The organism is Xanthomonas chitinilytica (assembly GCF_026107455.2).
Taxonomy (GTDB): Bacteria; Pseudomonadota; Gammaproteobacteria; order Xanthomonadales; family Xanthomonadaceae; genus Stenotrophomonas; species Stenotrophomonas chitinilytica.
In genome coordinates this window covers 135,828-154,654 of sequence record NZ_JAPCHY010000005.1, presented here as the reverse complement: position 1 = coordinate 154,654, position 18,827 = coordinate 135,828, and the positions used below count along the sequence as shown (strand labels likewise).

The 18,827-nt window shown below is 70.4% G+C and carries 16 protein-coding genes; 5 read left to right on the top strand and 11 right to left on the bottom strand.

Features of this window, described 5'->3' with window-relative positions:
• Positions 1 to 41 precede the first annotated feature (41 nt).
• The 4 genes from lspA to murJ form a co-directional block, all read right to left on the bottom strand.
• The gene (lspA, locus tag OK345_RS08265; RefSeq protein ID WP_265127455.1) at positions 42 to 548 is read right to left on the bottom strand and encodes a signal peptidase II; all 507 of its coding nucleotides are present in this window, start codon (positions 546 to 548) and stop codon (positions 42 to 44) included.
• Complete coding sequence (ileS, locus tag OK345_RS08260; protein ID WP_265127454.1) at positions 548 to 3,379, bottom strand: isoleucine--tRNA ligase; 2,832 nt, start codon at positions 3,377 to 3,379, stop codon at positions 548 to 550. The genes lspA and ileS overlap by 1 nt, the downstream gene beginning before the upstream one ends.
• Complete coding sequence (locus OK345_RS08255) at positions 3,376 to 4,323, bottom strand: bifunctional riboflavin kinase/FAD synthetase (protein ID WP_265127453.1); 948 nt, start codon at positions 4,321 to 4,323, stop codon at positions 3,376 to 3,378. The genes ileS and OK345_RS08255 overlap by 4 nt, the downstream gene beginning before the upstream one ends.
• Before the next feature lie 81 nt (positions 4,324 to 4,404).
• Positions 4,405 to 6,021 carry a murein biosynthesis integral membrane protein MurJ gene (gene murJ / locus OK345_RS08250; RefSeq protein WP_265127451.1) on the bottom strand — a complete coding sequence of 539 codons (1,617 nt, stop codon included), beginning with the start codon at positions 6,019 to 6,021 and terminating at the stop codon, positions 4,405 to 4,407.
• A gap of 101 nt (positions 6,022 to 6,122) precedes the next feature.
• Here murJ and rpsT point away from each other — a divergent pair, with 101 nt between their 5' ends.
• Positions 6,123 to 6,392 (top strand): 30S ribosomal protein S20, encoded by a 270-nt coding sequence (rpsT, locus tag OK345_RS08245; RefSeq protein WP_265127557.1) that lies wholly within the window; start codon positions 6,123 to 6,125, stop codon positions 6,390 to 6,392.
• 82 nt (positions 6,393 to 6,474) lie between these two features.
• On the opposite strand, the gene obgE is transcribed toward rpsT, so the two are convergent.
• The 4 genes from obgE to rplU form a co-directional block, all read right to left on the bottom strand.
• A complete protein-coding gene (gene obgE, locus OK345_RS08240) occupies positions 6,475 to 7,527 on the bottom strand; it encodes a GTPase ObgE (RefSeq protein ID WP_265127450.1) in 1,053 nt (350 codons plus the stop codon).
• On the bottom strand, positions 7,514 to 8,317 hold the full coding sequence (locus OK345_RS08235; RefSeq protein WP_265127449.1) for a hypothetical protein: 804 nt from the start codon (positions 8,315 to 8,317) through the stop codon (positions 7,514 to 7,516). Before OK345_RS08235 ends, obgE begins: the two co-directional genes overlap by 14 nt.
• Positions 8,318 to 8,433: 116 nt before the next feature.
• Positions 8,434 to 8,697, bottom strand: coding sequence for a 50S ribosomal protein L27 (gene rpmA / locus OK345_RS08230; protein WP_265127448.1), 264 nt, complete (start codon positions 8,695 to 8,697; stop codon positions 8,434 to 8,436).
• A gap of 12 nt (positions 8,698 to 8,709) precedes the next feature.
• Positions 8,710 to 9,027: a 50S ribosomal protein L21 gene (rplU, locus tag OK345_RS08225; RefSeq protein WP_265127447.1), complete on the bottom strand. Its 318-nt coding sequence runs from the start codon at positions 9,025 to 9,027 to the stop codon at positions 8,710 to 8,712.
• A gap of 295 nt (positions 9,028 to 9,322) precedes the next feature.
• On the opposite strand from rplU, the gene uvrA reads away from it, so the two are divergent.
• On the top strand, positions 9,323 to 12,298 hold the full coding sequence (gene uvrA / locus OK345_RS08220; RefSeq protein ID WP_265127446.1) for an excinuclease ABC subunit UvrA: 2,976 nt from the start codon (positions 9,323 to 9,325) through the stop codon (positions 12,296 to 12,298).
• Positions 12,295 to 12,702, top strand: coding sequence for an acyl-CoA thioesterase (locus tag OK345_RS08215; protein ID WP_265127445.1), 408 nt, complete (start codon positions 12,295 to 12,297; stop codon positions 12,700 to 12,702). The genes uvrA and OK345_RS08215 overlap by 4 nt, the downstream gene beginning before the upstream one ends.
• Before the next feature lie 61 nt (positions 12,703 to 12,763).
• On the opposite strand, the gene OK345_RS08210 is transcribed toward OK345_RS08215, so the two are convergent.
• From OK345_RS08210 to OK345_RS08200, 3 genes are all read right to left on the bottom strand, one after another.
• Positions 12,764 to 13,687, bottom strand: a complete 924-nt coding sequence (locus OK345_RS08210) for a universal stress protein (protein WP_265127444.1) — start codon at positions 13,685 to 13,687, stop codon at positions 12,764 to 12,766.
• Positions 13,684 to 16,422, bottom strand: a complete 2,739-nt coding sequence (locus OK345_RS08205; RefSeq protein WP_265127443.1) for an HAD-IC family P-type ATPase — start codon at positions 16,420 to 16,422, stop codon at positions 13,684 to 13,686. Before OK345_RS08205 ends, OK345_RS08210 begins: the two co-directional genes overlap by 4 nt.
• 127 nt (positions 16,423 to 16,549) lie before the next feature.
• A complete protein-coding gene (locus OK345_RS08200; protein WP_265127442.1) occupies positions 16,550 to 17,038 on the bottom strand; it encodes a copper chaperone PCu(A)C in 489 nt (162 codons plus the stop codon).
• A 37-nt stretch (positions 17,039 to 17,075) separates the two neighbouring features.
• On the opposite strand from OK345_RS08200, the gene OK345_RS08195 reads away from it, so the two are divergent.
• Entirely contained in the window at positions 17,076 to 17,855 is a 780-nt protein-coding gene (locus OK345_RS08195; RefSeq protein ID WP_265127441.1) for an enoyl-CoA hydratase/isomerase family protein, read from the top strand.
• A 62-nt stretch (positions 17,856 to 17,917) separates the two neighbouring features.
• Positions 17,918 to 18,826, top strand: a complete 909-nt coding sequence (gene tesB, locus OK345_RS08190) for an acyl-CoA thioesterase II (RefSeq protein WP_265127440.1) — start codon at positions 17,918 to 17,920, stop codon at positions 18,824 to 18,826.
• Position 18,827 lies beyond the last annotated feature (1 nt).

The following is an 18,827-nucleotide window of genomic DNA, read 5'->3' as shown; positions in this document are numbered from 1 at the left end:
CGGCCGGCGGTGGCCGGTTCCAGCTGAATACAGGACAAGGATTATCCCGCTTTTTGCCGGCGCTTGCCGTCGAACACCCCGAACACGGCGATGCCGATGGCGCCGGCCACGATCGCCGCGTCGGCGAGGTTGAACGACGGCCAGTAGTACGTACCCACGTACCACTGGATGAAATCGACCACGTGGCCGTGCACCAGCCGGTCGATCACGTTGCCGATCGCCCCGCCGATCACCAGCGCATAGGGCAGCGCGGCGCGCCAGTCGCCGCGGGCGGTGCGCGACAGCCAGAACGCCAGCATGCCGCTGATGCCCACCGCCAGGAGGGTGAAGAAATACAGCTGCCAGCCGCCGGCGTTGCTCAGGAAACTGAATGCCGCCCCGGTGTTGTAGGTACGGAACCAGTTCCAGAAGCCCTCGACCACCACCACCGGCTGGTACTCGGGCAGGCTGGACAGCACCCAGGCTTTGGACCACTGGTCCAGGCCGATGACCGCCACCGACAGCAGCAGCCAGACCAGCGCGTTCGGACGAGGACGCGGGGCCGCCATCAGAACCAGCGCCGGTCTTCGCCGGCCCCCTCGATGTTGCCGGCGCAGCGGCCGCACAGCTCCGGGTGCGCGGCCACCGAACCGACGTCGGCGCGATGGTGCCAGCAGCGCACGCACTTGGCCTTGGCGGTGGGCTGGGCGCTGACGAACACCTCGTCGGTGGTCGCCGGGCGCACCTGCACGTCGCCGCTGATGAACAGGAAGCGCAGTTCATCGGCCAGCGGCTGCCAGCGCGCGGCGGTTTCCCCGTTGGCGGCGACGGTGATCTCCGCCTCCAGCGCCGCGCCGATGGCACCGTTGGCGCGCATCGGCTCCAGCACCTTGGCCACCTGCTCGCGCAGCGCCAGCAGCTGGTCGAAGTCGGCCGCCGACAGCTGCGCGCCGGCCGGCAGCGGTGCCAGGCCGTCGTACCAGGTCTCGAACAGCACGTGCGCCTTGCGCTCGCCCGGCAGGTAACCCCACAGCTCGTCGGCGGTGAAGGTCAGGATCGGCGCGATCCAGCGCACGAAGGCCTCGGCGATGCGGTACATCGCGCTCTGCGCCGAACGGCGCCCGCGCGAATCGGCCGGCATCGTGTACAGGCGGTCCTTGGTCACGTCCAGGTACAGCGAGCCCAGGTCGACGCTGCAGAAATTCAGCAGCAGCTGCACGATCTCGGCCATGTCGTAGCGGTCGTAGGCGGCCTTGACCTTCTCCTGCACCTCGTAGGCGCGGTGCACGATCCAGCGGTCCAGCGCCACCATGTCCTCGAGCGGACGCAGGTGCGCGGCCGGGTCGAAGCCGTCCAGGTTGCCGAGCAGGAAGCGCGCGGTGTTGCGCAGGCGCCGGTAGGCGTCGGCATTGCGCTTGAGGATCTCCTGCGACAGCGACATCTCGTTGCTGTAGTCGGCCGAGGCGATCCACAGGCGCAGGATGTCCGCGCCCAGGGTCTTCATGATGTCCTGCGGCTCGATGCCGTTGCCCAGCGACTTGGACATCTTGCGGCCGTGCTCGTCCACGGTGAAGCCGTGGGTCAGGCACTGCCGGTACGGCGCCGCCTTGTCGATCGCCACGCCGGTCAGCAGCGAGGACTGGAACCAGCCGCGGTGCTGGTCCGAACCTTCCAGGTACAGGTCGGCCGGCTTGCCGAAGCCGCGTTCCAGCAGCACGCCCTCGTGGGTGACGCCCGAATCGAACCAGACGTCGAGGATGTCGGTGACCTTCTCGTACTGCGCGGCTTCTTCGCCCAGCAGTTCGGCCGCGTCCAGCGCGTACCAGGCATCGATGCCGTCCTGCTCCACCCGCTCGGCCACCGCCCGCATCAGCTCGGCGCTGCGCGGGTGCGGCTCGCCGGTCTCGCGGTGGGTGAACAGCGCGATCGGCACGCCCCAGGTGCGCTGGCGGCTGATGCACCAGTCCGGGCGGCCCTCGACCATGCCGGCGATGCGCGCCTTGCCCCAGGCCGGGAACCAGCCGACCGTGTCGATGGCCTGCATCGCGTCGGCGCGCAGCCCGGCCTTGTCCATCGAGATGAACCACTGCGGGGTGGCGCGGAACACCACCGGGGTCTTGTGCCGCCAGCAATGCGGGTAGCTGTGCTGGATCTCGGCGAAGGCCAGCAGCGAACCGTTGCCGCGCAGCACGTCGACGATCAGCGGCTGCGCCTTCCACAGGTGCACTCCGGCCAGCTCCACCTCGCCGGCCGGCGGGGTGGACGGCAGGTACACGCCGCGGCCGTCGACCGGGTTGATCTGGCCGGCGTTGTAGCGCTCCAGCAGGCCGTACTTCTGGCTGACCGCGTAGTCCTCCTGGCCGTGGCCGGGGGCGGTATGCACGGCGCCGGTGCCGTCCTCGTCGGAGACGTGTTCGCCGTTGAGCAGCGGGATGTCGCGCTGCGGATAGAACGGATGCGCCAGCAGCAGGTTCTCCAGCGCCGCGCCCTTGGCGTGGCCGTGCGCGACCGCATCCTGCACGCCGTAGCGCGCCAGCGAGCGCGCGGCCAGCGCCGAGGCCAGCACCAGCCAGCGGCGTTGGCCGTCGTGGGCCGGGCCTTCGACCAGCACGTATTCGATCTCCGCGCCCAGCGACACCGCCAGCGAGGCCGGCAGCGTCCACGGCGTGGTGGTCCAGATCGGCACCGCCACTTCCACGCCTTCCGGCAGTTCCACGCCGAAGCGGGCCGCCAGCGCCCGCGGATCGCGCGCGGCGTAGGCCACGTCGATCGCCGGCGAGGTCTTGTCCTGGTACTCGATCTCGGCCTCGGCCAGCGCCGAGCCGCAGTCGAAGCACCAGTGCACCGGCTTGGCGCCGCGCACCAGGTGGCCGTTGTCCACGATCTTGGCCAGCGCGCGGATCTCGTCGGCCTCGAAGCGGAAGCTCAGGGTCTTGTACGGGTTGTCCCAGTCGCCGGTCACGCCCAGGCGCTTGAAGTCGCGCCGCTGCAGCTCGATCTGCTCCTCGGCGTACTCGCGGCACTTCTGCCGGAACTGCCCGGCGTCGAGCTTGACGCCGACCTTGCCGAACTTCTTCTCCACCGCGATCTCGATCGGCAGGCCGTGGCAGTCCCAGCCCGGCACGTAGGGCGCATCGAAGCCGGCCAGGTAGCGCGACTTGACGATGATGTCCTTGAGGATCTTGTTGACCGCGTGGCCCAGGTGGATCTGGCCGTTGGCGTACGGCGGGCCGTCGTGCAGCACGAACAGCGGCCGGCCGGCGGCGTTGGCGCGCAGCTGCGCATAAAGGCCCTCGCTCTCCCAGCGCGCCAGGATGCCCGGCTCGCGCTTGGGCAGGTCGCCGCGCATCGGGAAGTCGGTCGCCGGCAGGTGGAGGGTGGCTTTGTAGTCCTGGCTCACGCGGTGGCTCGCAGTCTGTGTTCGGAAAGGATGCGACGGGCCTGTTCGGCGTCGCGGTGCATCTGCTCGGTCAGCGTCGGCAGATCGTTGAACTTCTCTTCGTCGCGCAGCTTGGCGACGAACTCCACTTCGATGTGGCGGCCGTACAGGTCGCCCTGGAAATCGAACAGGTGCGCCTCCAGCAGCGGCTCCACGCCGTCCACGGTGGGACGGGTGCCGAAGCTGGATACCGACGGCCATGGCTGCTCGAACACGCCGTGCACCCAGGTGGCGTAGATGCCTGAAAGTGCGGGCGTCTTCGGGAAACGCAAGTTCGCGGTGGGAAAGCCCAGGGTGCGCCCCAGCTGCCGGCCGCGCACCACCCGGCCGCCGATCGCGTACGGGCGGCCCAGCAGGTCGCCGGCATGGGCGAACTCGCCGGCCAGCAGCAGCTCGCGGATGCGGGTGCTGGAGATGCGTTCGCCGCGCAGGTGCACCGGCTCGATCTCGCCGGCGGCGAAGCCCAGCTCGGCGCCCATGGCCTGCAGCAGCGCCAGGTTGCCGCGGCGGCGGTTGCCGAAGTGGAACTGCGGGCCGATCCAGACCTCGCGCGCGCCCAGCCGGCGCACCAGCATGTCGCGCACGAAATCCTCGGCGGGGATGGCCGCCATCTTCGCGTCGAAGCGCAGCAGGCCCACCGAGTCCACGCCGAGTTCGCGCAGCACGGCCACCTTGTCGCGCGCCAGCATCAGCCGCGGCGGCGGGTTGTCCCGGGCGAAGAACTCGCGCGGCAGCGGCTCGAACGCCAGCGCCACCGCCGGTACGCCCAATGCGCGCGCACGCGAAACCGCGTGGCGCACCAGCGCCCGGTGGCCCAGATGCAGGCCATCGAAGGCGCCGATGCAGACCACGCTTCCCTGCGGGAACAGCACCCCGCCTTCGACGTCTCTAAACAGCCTGCTCATTCAACCCGGGTCCGGCCCCGCGGGACCGGCTCATTGCGACATGTAGCCGGGAAGTATAGCGGTGCCGCCACGGCCGCGGCCTCAATGCCCGCGCAGCTCGCGCGGGCGGTAGCCCAGCGCCAGCAGGGCGCCGGCGTAGACCGCGCCGCCGGTCCCGACCAGCAGCGCCAGCCGCCAGCCGCGCTGCCACCATTCCCACGGCGTCCAGTCCCACCACAGCAGGCGCAGCGCGAGCACCGCCGCCGCCATCAGCACGCTGGCCACCAGCAGCTGCCGCAGGAACCGGCCCCAGCCCGGCTGCCGCCGGTAGACCCGGGCGCGGCGCAGGTACCAGGCCAGCTGCAGCGCGTTGACCCAGCCGGCCGCGGCGATCGCCAGCGCCAGCAGCGCATGGGCGCCGGGCAGTTGCTTCAGCGCCGCCAGCGGCGCCCCGCCGGTCGCCGCCAACGCCGCCTGTCCGGCCGGGCTCAGCCACAGCAGGGCGGCGAAGAACAGCACCGTGCAGGCGGCGTTGACCGCGATCGACACCAGCGCCGCCTTGACCGGGGTGCGGGTGTCCTGGCGCGAATAGAACGCCGGCGCCAGCACCTTCACCAGCAGGAACGCCGGCACCGCCAGCGACTGCGCCATCAGACTCAGGCTGCTCATCCACACGTCCTGCTCGCCGAAGCTGCGGTACTGGAACAGGGTGGCCAGCAGCGGCTGCGCGCACAGCACCAGCCCCAGGCAGGCCGGCACCCCGATCAGCAGGCACAGCCGGAAACCCCAGTCCAGCCCCTTCGAATACCCCTCCGGATCGGCCGCGGCATGGCGGCCGGACAGGTGCGGCAGGATCACCGTGCCGATGGCCACGCCGAACATGCCCAGCGGGAACTCCAGCAGGCGGTCGCTGTAGTACAGCCAGGTCACGCTGCCGCCGATCAGCAGCGACGCGGCCAGGGTGTTGAACAGCAGGTTGAACTGCGCCACCGAGGAGCCGAACAGGGTCGGCACCATCAGCGTCATGATCTTGCGCACCCCGGCATGGGCCAGGTCCAGCCGCGGCCGCGGCAGCAGGCCCAGCCGCGCCAGCGACGGCAACTGGAACGCCAGCTGCAGGATGCCGGCCACGAACACGCCCCAGGCCAGCACCACCACCGAATCGCCGAACCAGCGCGCCGCCGCCAGCGCCGCGGCGATCATCGACAGGTTCAGCAGGATCGGCGACAGCGCCGGGATCGCGAACCGGCCATAGCTGTTCAGCACCCCGCCCACCATCGCCGCCAGCGAGATGAACAGCGCATAGGGGAAGGTGATGCGCAGCATCTCGGTGGCCAGCGCCGCCTGCTCGCCGCCGGGGTCGAAACCGGGCGCGAACACCCGCAGCAGCCACGGCGCGGCCAGCACCGCCACCGCGGTCATCACCAGCAGCGCTGCGATCAGCGCCCCGGCCACCCGGTCCACCAGCGCCTTCACCGCGGCGTGGTCGCCACTGGCCTTGTACTCGGCCAGCACCGGCACGAAGGCCATCGAGAACGAGCCTTCGGCCGAGAGCCGGCGCAGGAAGTTCGGGATCCTGAATGCGACCACGAAGGCGTCCATCGCCGCGCTGGCGCCGAACACCTGGGCGTAGATCTGGTCGCGGACCAGGCCGCTGACCCGGGACAGGAAGGTCATGGAACTGAAGACCGCGGTGGAACGCAGCAGGCGACCGCTCACCGGCGCCCCCCTTGACAACTCGACTTGACGCAGATTTCCATAACCTTCATACTTTCGTGCTTGCTGTTCCCATTACACCGATTTTTCAGGAAACCACCACTGTGGCCAATATCAAGTCCGCCAAGAAGCGCGCCAAGCAGACCGTCGTGCGCAATGCGCGCAACACGGCTCAGCGTTCGATGCTGCGCACCGCTGTCAAGAAGGTGATCAAGGCGCTGGACGCCAATGACGCCGCCGGCGCCGAGGCCGCCTTTGCCGTCGCCCAGCCGATCCTCGACCGTTTCAGCGCCCGTGGCCTGATCCACAAGAACAAGGCTGCCCGTCACAAGAGCCGCATCACCGCCCGCATCAAGGCCCTCAAGGCCGCCTGATCCGGCGCCGCCGGGAGCCACGCTTCCGGCAGCACGAGAAAACCCGGCCTCGGCCGGGTTTTTTGCGTGTCCGCGGCGCCGCTCAGAGGGCGTCACGGGCCTCGGCTTCCTCTTCGCGCTGACGGTCGAAGAACGCCATCACGTCCTTCATGATCGGCCAGGTGCCCTCGCGGCCCAGCGCCGACACCAGGTACCAGGGCTGTTCCCAGCCCAGCTCGGCCACGATCTGCTCGGCGGCGGCGCGCGCCTCGTCCTCGAACATCAGGTCGGCCTTGTTCAGCACCAGCCAGCGCGGCTTGGCCAGCAGCTCCGGGTCGTGCTTCTCCAGCTCGCGCTCGATCGCGCGGACCTGCTCGACCGGGGACACGCCCTCCACCCCGCCCTCCATCGGCGAGATGTCCACCAGGTGCAGCAGCAGCCGGGTGCGCTGCAGGTGGCGCAGGAACTGCGCGCCCAGGCCGGCGCCGTCGGCCGCGCCCTCGATCAGGCCGGGAATGTCGGCGATCACGAAGCTGCGGTAGTTCTCGACCTTGACCACGCCCAGGTTCGGATACAGCGTGGTGAAGGGGTAGTCGGCCACCTTCGGCGTCGCCGCCGAGACCGCGCGGATCAGGGTGCTCTTGCCGGCATTGGGGAAGCCCAGCAGGCCGACGTCGGCCAGCAGCTTCAGCTCCAGCTTGAGCAGGCGCTGCTCGCCCTCCTCGCCCGGCAGCGCCTGGCGCGGCGAGCGATTGGTCGAGCTCTTGAAATGCATGTTGCCCAGGCCGCCCTTGCCGCCCTTGGCGACCAGCAGGCGGTCGCCATGCGTGGTCATGTCGCCGATCACCTCGTCGGTATCGACGTTGATGACCACGGTGCCGACCGGGACGGTGATGGTCAGGTCCTCGCCGGCCTTGCCGTACATCTGCCGGCCCATGCCGTTCTCGCCGCGCTGCGCCTTGAAGATGCGCTCGTGGCGGAAGTCGACCAGGGTATTGAGGTTCTCGTCGGCGCGGATCCACACGCTGCCGCCGGCACCGCCGTCGCCGCCGTCCGGACCGCCGAGCGGAATGAACTTCTCGCGACGGAAACCGACGCAGCCGTTGCCGCCATTGCCTGCGATGACCTGGATTTCTGCTTCGTCAACGAGTTTCATCTTGGTACCGGTACGCTCTCAGATTCACTTCGGCCCGCTGCACCGGCGCATCCGCCGCGGCATCGGCCAGACGGTAAAGACGCACGACGCGGCGGGGATTGCCCTGCCCATCAGGCAGGAAATTCCGGATGGAAACCCGATAGCCGACGCCATCGAGCAACTCCAGCTCGTCCATCGCCAGCCCCCGCGCATCGCGCGCCAGCACCTCCCGTCGCTTGCGGGTGATGCCGCCATCCGGGGCAGTGGTGGTCGACTCTTCCAGTTGCAGGCGCCCGGACCCATCCAGCACGGTACGCCTCTCGAACGACTCGCGCCCCTCGATACCCGGACGCTCGCCCTCGTAGCGCAGCACGCGCTCAGGCCCGGCATAGCGGATATCGCCCTCGCCCATCGGCCACGGGGCCTGCCCGCTGCCCTCCGGGGGCATCAGCCGCACCTCGACCCGGGAAGGCGGCCGGCGCTCGACCGGCCCGTCCAGCGACATGCGGATCTTCCAGCCCTGGTCGCCCTCCCATCCCAGGGAGAGCTCCCGTATCCAGCCGTCGGCATCGAAGACGACGCGACTGTCGGTACGCTCGACACCCTCGGCGACATCGGCCGGCAGCCAGCCTTCCGGGTCGGCCGCCAGGGCATCGAGTTGCGGCGAGGAGGGAGGCAGCGCCAGCACCGCCATCTCCATCGACGCCAGCGCCCCCGAAAAGCCGGCCGTCGCGCGGTCGCTGGGGATGTCCGAAGCGCTGCCCGAACATGCCGCGACAAGCGACGACAACAGCAACCAGGCGCGTCTCACCAGCCCTCCGATCGAGCTTCTCGTCCCTGCGGGACTATATAGAAAGGGCCACCAGGAAACGAGAAGCCCCGCACGCGGCGGGGCCTCCGTTACCTGTTGCCGGGGACGGGCGAGGCTCAGGCCTCGGCCGCCACCACGCTGACGGTGCGGCGCTTCTTCGGACCCTTGACCGAGAACTCCACCTTGCCGTCGACCAGCGCGAACAGGGTGTGGTCGCGGCCGAGGCCGACACCGGAACCCGGATGGAACTGGGTGCCGCGCTGGCGCACGATGATGTTGCCCGCTTCGATCGCCTGGCCGCCGTAGATCTTGACGCCGAGGTACTTCGGGTTGGAGTCGCGGCCGTTGCGCGAGGAACCTACGCCCTTTTTATGTGCCATGACTGCTTCTCCTTACTTGCTGCCACCGGCGATGCCGGTGATCTCGATTTCGGTGTAGTACTGACGGTGACCCTGGCGCTTCATGTGGTGCTTGCGGCGACGGAACTTGATGATCCGCACCTTGTCCGCACGACCATGGGCCACGACCTTGGCGGTCACGGTGGCGCCCTTGAGGGCATCGCCAACGGTGATGCCGTCGCTGTCGCCGAGCATCAGGATGTTGTCGAACTTGATCTCGTTGCCGGCTTCGACTTCGAGCTTTTCGACGCGGAGCGTTTCGCCCTGCGCCACGCGGTATTGCTTACCGCCGGTTACCAGAACTGCGTACATGACCAGACTTCCTCTGTAGTTATTGTGGTCGCCTGCCTCGCCGTCGAGGGCGGACAGAAGCGGAATTCTACGTGCTGCAAGGGATTCGGGTCAAGCCGACCCCCGCTCGGACCGGCCGGGGGCGCCCCGGAAACGGCCGTCGTTCAGGTACCGGCCGGGTCTCACCGGGTGAGATCCGGGGCTGGCATTGTCGCCCATTGCCCCCATCTGGTCACCTCGGTAGGCTGATCGATTGCCGTCTCCGAATGCCCCACCTGCCGGCCGCCTCGGCCGACGCCCCACAACCGGATCCCCCATGGCGATGGATTTCATCCGCATCCGCGGCGCGCGGACGCACAACCTCAAGAACCTCGACCTCGACCTGCCCCGCGACAAACTGATCGTCATCACCGGCCTGTCCGGTTCGGGCAAGTCGTCGCTGGCGTTCGACACCATCTACGCCGAAGGCCAGCGCCGCTACGTGGAGTCGCTGTCGGCCTACGCCCGGCAGTTCCTCAGCGTGATGGAGAAGCCGGACCTGGACCACATCGAGGGCCTGTCCCCGGCGATCTCGATCGAGCAGAAGTCGACCTCGCACAACCCGCGCTCGACCGTCGGCACCATCACCGAGATCTACGACTACCTGCGCCTGCTGTACGCGCGGGTGGGCACCCCGCGCTGCCCGGACCACGGCTATCCGCTGGAGGCGCAGACCGTCAGCCAGATGGTCGACCAGGTGCTGGCGCTGGACCCGGAGCAGCGCTACATGCTGCTGGCGCCGGTGATCCGCGAGCGCAAGGGCGAGCACGCCCAGGTGTTCGACCAGCTGCGCGCGCAGGGCTTCGTGCGGGTGCGGGTGGACGGCGAGCTGTACGAGATCGACGCGGTGCCGCCGCTGGCGCTGCGGGTCAAGCACACCATCGAGGCGGTGATCGACCGCTTCCGCCCGCGCGAGGACATCAAGCAGCGCCTGGCCGAGAGCTTCGAGACCGCGCTCAAGCTGGGCGACGGCATGGCCATCGTGCAGTCGCTGGACGCCGCGCAGGACAGCGCAAGCGCCGCGCCGCAGCTGTTCTCCTCCAAGTATTCCTGCCCGGTCTGCGACTACTCGCTGCCGGAGCTGGAGCCGCGCCTGTTCTCGTTCAACTCGCCGGTCGGCGCCTGCCCGGGCTGCGACGGCCTGGGCATGGCCGAGTTCTTCGACCCGTCACGGGTGGTGGTGCATCCGGAGCTGTCGCTATCGGCCGGCGCGGTGCGCGGCTGGGACCGCCGCAACGCCTACTACTTCCAGCTGATCGCCTCGCTGGCCAAGCACTACAAGTTCGACGTCGACGCGCCGTGGCAGTCGCTGCCGGAGAGCGTGCGCCAGGCGGTGCTGTACGGCAGCGGCGAGGAGAGCATCACCTTCACCTATTTCACCGAGGCCGGCGGCCGCACCCAGCGCAAGCACCGCTTCGAGGGCATCATCCCCAACCTGGAGCGCCGCTACCGCGAGACCGAGTCGCCGGCGGTGCGCGAGGAGCTGGCCAAGTACATCAGCGAGCGGCCCTGCCCCGAATGCGCCGGCGCACGCCTGAACAAGGCCGCGCGCAACGTGTTCGTCGCCGACCGCGCCCTGCCCGAGCTGGTGGTGCTGCCGATCGACGACGCGCTGAAGTTCTTCAGCGGCCTCAGCCTGCCCGGCTGGCGCGGCGAGATCGCGGCCAAGATCGTCAAGGAGATCGGCGAACGGCTCGGCTTCCTGGTCGACGTCGGCCTGGACTACCTGACCCTGGAACGCAAGGCCGATACCCTGTCCGGCGGCGAGGCGCAGCGCATCCGCCTGGCCTCGCAGATCGGCGCCGGCCTGGTCGGCGTCATGTACGTGCTCGACGAGCCGTCCATCGGCCTGCACCAGCGCGACAACGAGCGCCTGCTCGGCACCCTGACCCGGCTGCGCGACCTGGGCAACACGGTGATCGTGGTCGAGCACGACGAGGACGCGATCCGCCTGGCCGACCACGTGCTCGACATCGGCCCCGGCGCCGGCGTGCACGGCGGCGAGATCGTCGGCCAGGGCACGCTGCAGGACATCCTGGACTCGCCGCGCTCGCTGACCGGGCAGTACCTGTCGGGCAAGCGCGCGATCGAGATCCCGGCGCGCCGGCACAGGCCCAACCCGAAGATGACCCTGCACCTGCGCGGGGCGACCGGCAACAACCTCAAGGGCGTGGACCTGGACATCCCCGCCGGGCTGCTGACCTGCGTGACCGGCGTGTCCGGCTCGGGCAAGTCGACGCTGATCAACGACACCCTGTTCACCCTGGCCGCCAACGAGATCAACGGCGCCTCGCACCCGGTGGCGCCGTACCGCGAGATCGAGAACCTGGACCTGTTCGACAAGGTCGTGGACATCGACCAGTCGCCGATCGGCCGCACCCCGCGCTCCAACCCGGCCACCTACACCGGCCTGTTCACGCCGCTGCGCGAGCTGTACGCGCAGGTCCCCGAGGCGCGCGCGCGCGGCTATTCGCCGGGCCGCTTCAGCTTCAACGTGCGCGGTGGCCGCTGCGAGGCCTGCCAGGGCGACGGCCTGATCAAGGTCGAGATGCACTTCCTGCCGGACGTGTACGTGCCCTGCGACGTGTGCCACGGCAAGCGCTACAACCGCGAGACGCTGGAGATCCTCTACAAGGGCTACAACATCAACGACGTGCTGGAGATGACCGTCGAGGATGCGCTCAAGCTGTTCGAACCGGTGCCGTCGATCGCCCGCAAGCTGGAGACGCTGGTCGACGTCGGCCTGAGCTACATCAAGCTCGGCCAGAGCGCGACCACGCTGTCCGGCGGCGAGGCGCAGCGCGTGAAGCTGTCCAAGGAGCTCTCGCGCCGCGACACCGGCCGCACCCTGTACATCCTCGACGAGCCGACCACCGGCCTGCACTTCCACGACATCGAGGCGCTGCTGGGCGTGCTGCACAAGCTGCGCGACGAGGGCAACACGGTGGTGGTGATCGAACACAACCTGGACGTGATCAAGACCGCCGACTGGGTGGTCGACCTCGGTCCGGAAGGCGGCCACCGCGGCGGCACCATCCTGGTCACCGGCACCCCGGAGGACGTGGCCGCGCATCCGCAGTCCTATACCGGCCAGTTCCTGGCCAAGATGCTGCCCTCCACCGCCGCGCGCCCCGAGCAACCGGCCGCGGTGGCCAACAAGCCCGATGCCAGGCCGCCGCGCAAGGAAAAGCCGGCAAAGAAAACGGCCGCCAAGAAGGCCGCCTCCCCCAGCAAGAAAAAGGCTTCCCGATGAGCGATACCCCCAAGCAACTGGCCCGCGTGCCGATCAGCGTGCGCTGGCGCGACATGGACTCCATGGGCCACGTCAACAACGCCAAGTACGTGTCCTACCTGGAAGAAGCGCGCGTGCGCTGGATGCTGGGCGTGGAGGGCGTATCGATGAGCGACCGCATCGCCCCGGTGGTGGCCGCCACCAACGTCAACTACCGGCTGCCGATCGTGTGGCCCAACGACATCGTAGTGGAACTGTTCGTCGAGCGCCTGGGCAGCAGCAGCGTCACCATCGGCCACCGCATCGTCGACCAGAAGGACGAGAGCAGGCTGTATTCGGACGGCAACGTGGTCGTGGTGTGGATCGACACCCAGACCGGCAAGAGCGCGCCGCTGCCCGAGGCGATCCGCAACGCTTCCAGCTGATGGTCCGGCGGGCGCGCAGGCGCCCGCCTTCCCTGCCTGCCAGGCTCTTCGCGGCCGCGCCTCAGGGGGCGGTCCGCCGCTGCCCTTCGCCCGCGCGCGGGTCGCGCACCACCAGCGTGTCGATCGGCGAGGCCTCCAGGATGCGCCGCGCCACGCTGCCCAGCACGATGTCGAACAGCGCGCTGCGCCCGTGCGTGCCCAGCACCGCCAGGTCCGCCGGATGCTGCTGCGCATACTGCGGCAGCAGCTGCGCCGGATCGCCGCGCTCGACCACCAGGCGCACATCCCCGGCGCCGCCGGGCAACCGGCACTGGCGCAGGAACTCCATGCCTTCCGCACGCGCCTGTTCGCCGGCCTGCTCGATGGCATCGTCGCGGCGGGTATCCATCATCCCCAGGAACGGCACGTCGAAGCCGTGCAGCACGGTCAGCGTCGCCTGCGGGAACAGCTCCGTCGCGGCCTGCAGCGCATAGCGCGAGGACGACGACCAGTCGCTGGCCGCCAGCAGGCCGCGGTAGTCCTGGCGGGCGCGCCGCTGCACCACCAGCACCGGCACGCGCGCGTGGCGCACCAGCCGGTCGACGGTGGAACCCAGCACCGCGCGCCCCAGCGCCTCGCGCCGGGCCACCCCGGTGACGATCAGGCTGCAACCTTCGGCCTGCGCCACGTCCAAGATCCACTCGCCGGCGTTGCCCTGCTCGACCCGGATGTCGATGTCGACGTCGCTGGCGGCCGCATCCGCGCGCAGCTGCGCGGCGGCGACCTCGCGCGGATCGCGCGGCCGGTACCACGGCGGCGGATCGCCCAGCGCCACCTGCTGCGCCAGCACCTGGCTGTCCTCGACCACGGTCAGCGCCACCAGCCGCGCCTTCCACGCCCTTGCCAGCAGCACCGCGCGGTCCAGCGCGCGGTCGCTGCGGGCGCTCAGGTCGGTCGCCAACAGGATCGTGCGCGGCACGCCGCTCTTCCATACCGGTTCGTTCATCGTTCGCTCCTCGCGGGTTCCGCGTCTTTGTCCGTGGCGGCGGCCAGTTCCTCGAACCAGCCCAGCCGCCGCAATACCGCCTTCTCGATCTCCAGCAGCGCCATCAGCGCCACGCCCACCAGCACGATGACCACGCCGTCCAGCCAGTGGATCGGCCGGGTGTCGAACAGCGCCTGCATCCACGGCGCATAGGTGAAGGCCAGCTGCGCCACCACCACGCCGGCGATGGCCCACAGCACCGCGCGGGTGCCGCGCGCGCCGCGCAGGGTGAACGAGGTGACGTGCAGGTAGCGCACGTTGAACAGGTAGAAGATCTCCATCACGCACAGCACGTTGACCACCATCGTGCGCGCGGTCGCCACGTCCAGCCCGCGCCCCACCGCCCAGGCGAACACGCCGAACGCGCCGGCGGTGAACAGCAGCGACACCAGCACGATCCGCCACAGCATGAACGGCGACACCAGCGGCGCCTCCGGGCGCCGCGGCGGGCGCTGCATCACCCCCGGCTCCGGCGGCTCGAACGCCAGCACCAGGCCCAGGGTGATGGTCAGGATCATGTTGATCCACAGGATCTGCGGCGGCGTCATCGGCAGGGTCAGGCCCAGCATCAGCGCCACCACGATGGCCAGGGTCTCGCCGCCGTTGGTCGGCAGCGTCCACGCCACCACCTTGCGGATGTTGTCGTAGACCGTGCGGCCCTCGTGGACCGCGGCGACGATGGAGGCGAAGTTGTCGTCGGACAGCACGATCTCGGCCGCTTCCTTGGCCGCCTCGGTGCCCTTGTTGCCCATCGCGATGCCGACGTCGGCCTGCTTCAGCGACGGCGCGTCGTTGACCCCGTCGCCGGTCATCGCCACCACCGCGCCGCGCGACTGCAGCGCGCGCACCACCCGCAGCTTGTGCTCGGGGCTGGCGCGGGCGAACACGTCGGCGCCGGCTGCCAGCGGCGGCAGGTCGGCGTCGGCGACATCGTCCAGCGCATGCCCGACCACCACCACCGGCTGCCGCGACAGGCCCAGCTGGCGCGCGATCGCCGCCGCGGTGGCGGCATGGTCGCCGGTGATCATCTTCACCGCGATGCCGGCGTCGTGGCAGTCGGCCACCGCGGTCTTCGCCTCCTCGCGCGGCGGATCGATGAAGCCGACGATGCCCAGGAACACCAGTGCGTCGACCTGCTCGAACCCCAGCCGCCGCGTCGCCTGCGGCAGCCGCCGCATGGCGAAACCCAGCACGCGCTCGCCGTTGGAGGCGGCATCGGCGATGGCGCGTTCCCAGAACCCGGCATCCAGCGGCTCCAGCGCGCCATCCGCGCCCCATTGCCCGCCGCTGAGCGCCAGCAGCTGCTCCGGCGCGCCCTTGACGAACAGTTCCGCCTCCGTGCCGGCGCCATGGTGCAGCGTGGCCATGTAGCGGTACTGCGCGTCGAACGGGATCGCATCGGTGCGCGGGCGGGTGGCCTGCGCCGCGGCCAGTTCCATGCCCGCCTTCACCGCCAGCGCCACCAGCGCGCCTTCCATCGGATCGCCGTCCACCCGCCACTGGCCATCGACATGCTTGAGCTGCGCGTCGTTGCACAGCAGGCCGCACAGGAGCAGCTGGCGGGCGGCGGCATCCAGTTCGCCGGACGGCGTGGCGACCAGCGCGCCGACCGGCTCGTAGCCGGCGCCTTCGGCCGCCACCGTGCCGGCCGCGGTGACCACGTGCCGCGCGGTCATCTCGTTGCGGGTCAGCGTGCCGGTCTTGTCCGAGCAGATCACCGAGGTGGCGCCCAGCGTCTCCACCGCCGGCAGCCGGCGCACGATGGCATGGCGCGCCGCCATCCGCCGCACGCCGATGGCCAGGGTGATGGTGATGACCGCCGGCAGGCCCTCGGGCACCACGCTCACCGCCAGCGCCACCACCACCATCAGCGCGTCCAGCCAGGCGTAGCCGCGCACCGCGATGGCGAACGCGAACAGCAGCGCCGCCGCCGCGATCGCCATCGCGGTGAAGCGGCGGCCGAACCGGTTGATCTGCCGCAGCAGCGGCGTGGCCAGCGTCTGGACCGAACCGAGCAGGGTATTGATCCTGCCGATCTCGGTGGCGCTGCCGGTGGCCACCACCATGCCGCTGGCCTGGCCGGCGGCGACCAGCGTGCCGGAATAGGCCATCGAGCGGCGGTCGCCCAGCGCGGCCTCCGCGGCGACCGCGGCTTCGGCCTTTTCCGCCACCACCGATTCGCCGGTGAGGATGGCTTCGTCGATCAGCAGGCCGCGCGCCTGCAGCAGCCGCAGGTCGGCCGGCACCCGGTCGCCGGCCTCCAGCAGCACCACGTCGCCGGGCACCAGCCCGCCGACCGCGATCTCCCGCCGCGCGCCGCCACGCAGCACCCGCGCGGTCGGCGCCAACATCGCCTGCAGCGCCGCCAGCGCCTGCTCGGCGCGGCCTTCCTGCACGAATCCGACCACCGCGTTGACCAGCACCACCGCCACGATCACCGCCGCATCCACGCGGTGCCCCAGCAGCCCGGCCAGCACCGCGGCCGACACCAGGAACAGGATCAGCGCATTGTTGAACTGCTCCAGAAAGCGGCGCAGCGGCGAGCGCCGCGGCGGCGGCGGCAGTTCGTTGCGGCCATGCACGGAAAGCCTGCGCGTGGCCTCCGCCGGTTCCAGGCCCTGCGGCGTGGAAGCCCGCGAACGGAGCACGGCCTGCGCATCGAGCGCATGCCAGGCAGGGGGACGGTCGGAAGTCATCGGCCGGCAGGCTCCCTCACATGGGCCGGAACGGCCCGTTGCCGGCAACCATACCGTCGTATGCCCGCCGACGCCGTTGATCCGGATCAATGGCGATGCGGCTCGGCCCAGGCCGGGCGACCGCGGTTCAGTGCGCGTGGCCGGCGTGCGCATCCGCGGCGGACGGCGGCGTGCGGCGCACCACCAGACGGACATCGACCTGGCGGCCATCCTCCAGCTCCAGCCGCAGCGGCACGGTCGCGCCCTCGACCAGTTCCTGCTGCGGGCGCATCAGCATCAGGTGCAGCCCGCCCGGCTGCAGCAGCGCGCTCCGGCCCGGGTCGATCGCCAGCCGCTCGACCTCGCGCATGCGGCTGACGCCGTCGTCCAGCGTGGTCTCGTGCAGGGATACCGCGGCGAACGCCGGGCTGGCGGCCGCCACCACCGCCACCGGCGCCGCGCAGCCGTTCTGCATCCGCCCGAAACCGGCCATCATCGCCATCGCCGGCGCGGGGGGCAGGCGGACCCACCCCTCGTGCAGCGCGAGGCACGATGCCTCGGCCGCCTCGGCCGCCGACGCCGGCGCGGCCAATGCGCCCAGCGCCCACAATACGCACACGAATGGTTTCGCTATCATCGCCGGCACCACTCCCTGCTCCGCAAGAGACCGCAGCATGACGACGCTTATCGAGGTGATCAACCACGGCCCCATCCGCGAACTGCGGCTGGCGCGGCCCCCGGTCAACGCCCTGGACACCGAGCTGTGCCGTGCCCTGATCAACGCGATCAACCAGGCCATGGCCGAGGACGTGCACGGCCTGGTGCTGTCGGGCAGCGAGCGCATCTTCTCCGCCGGCATGGACGTGCCGCACCTGCTCTCGCACGGCGAGGACCAGCACAAGCTGCTCGACAGCTGGCAGGCGTTCTTCGGCGCGGTGCGCACCCTGGCCGAATGCCGGGTGCCGGTGGTGGCCGCGCTCACCGGCCATGCCCCGGCCGGCGGCTGCGTGCTGGCGCTGTGCTGCGACTACCGGATCATGGCGCGCAGCCTCGACCCGGCGCAGCCGTTCGTCATTGGCCTGAACGAAGTGCAGGTGGGACTGGTGGCGCCGGAAGGCATCCAGCGCCTGCTGCGGCGGGTGGTCGGCCCGCACCGCGCCGGCCAGCTGCTGGCCGGCGGCGAGATGGTGCCGGCCGAGCGCGCCCTGCAGATCGGCATGGTCGACGAACTGGCCGACGGCCCGCAGGTGGCCGCGCGCGCCGTCGCCTGGCTGCAGCGGCTGCTGAAGCTGCCGCGGCAGCCGATGCTGCTGACCCGCGCCATCGCCCGCGCCGACCTGCACGAGGCGCTGCTGCCGGAACACATCCAGCTCGAGCGCTTCGTCGAGGCCTGGTTCGCCGCGGACGCGCAGGCGGCGCTGAAGGCGCTGGTCGCGCGCCTGGGCAAGGCCTGACCGGCCCGGGCGGGGAGGCCCTCCCGCTATAATCGCGGCCTGTCGAAACGAAGGCCGCACCCTTGTCCGCCAAGCCCGAACCCGTTGTTTCCGAGCTGATCGACCTGCTGTCGCTGGAGCGGCTGGAGGACAACCTGTTCCGCGGGCAGAGCCGCGACATCGGCACCAAGTACGTGTTCGGCGGGCAGGTGCTGGGCCAGGCGCTGTCGGCGGCGCAGGCCACGGTGGACAACGGCCGCCACGTGCATTCGCTGCACGCCTACTTCCTGCGCGCCGGCAACATCGACCACCCGATCGTCTACGACGTCGACCGCACCCGCGACGGCGGCAGCTTCTCGGTGCGCCGGGTCACCGCGATCCAGCACGGCAAGGTGATCTTCTTCTGCGCCGCCTCGTTCCAGCAGGCCGAGAGCGGCGCCCAGCACCAGCACAAGATGCCCGAGGTGCCGGCGCCGGAGGACATCGAGCCGAACCGGCCGCTGCCGCCGGAGGTGCTGGAGCGGCTGCCGATCAAGGTGCAGCGCTGGCTCTCGCGCGGCGGCCCGTTCGAGTTCCGCCACGTCTACCCGCGCGACGAGCTCAACCCGCCCAAGCGTCCGCCCTACCACCAGGTGTGGCTGCGCCTGAACGAACCGGTCGGCGACGCGCCGGAGCTGCACCAGGCGCTGCTGGCCTACGCATCGGACTTCCACCTGCTGGGCACCGCCACCTTCCCGCACGGCATCAGCTACTACCAGCCGCACGTGCAGATGGCCTCGCTCGACCATGCGATCTGGTTCCACCGCCCGTTCCGCGCCGACGACTGGCTGCTGTACTCGCTGGACAGCCCCAGCGCGGAGGATTCGCGCGGCCTGGCCCGTGGCCAGTTCTTCACCCGCGACGGCGTGCTGGTCGCCAGCACCGCGCAGGAAGGCCTGATCCGGGTGGTGAACGACAGCGCCGCCGCCGCGGCCGTGCCGGCCAAGGACTGAA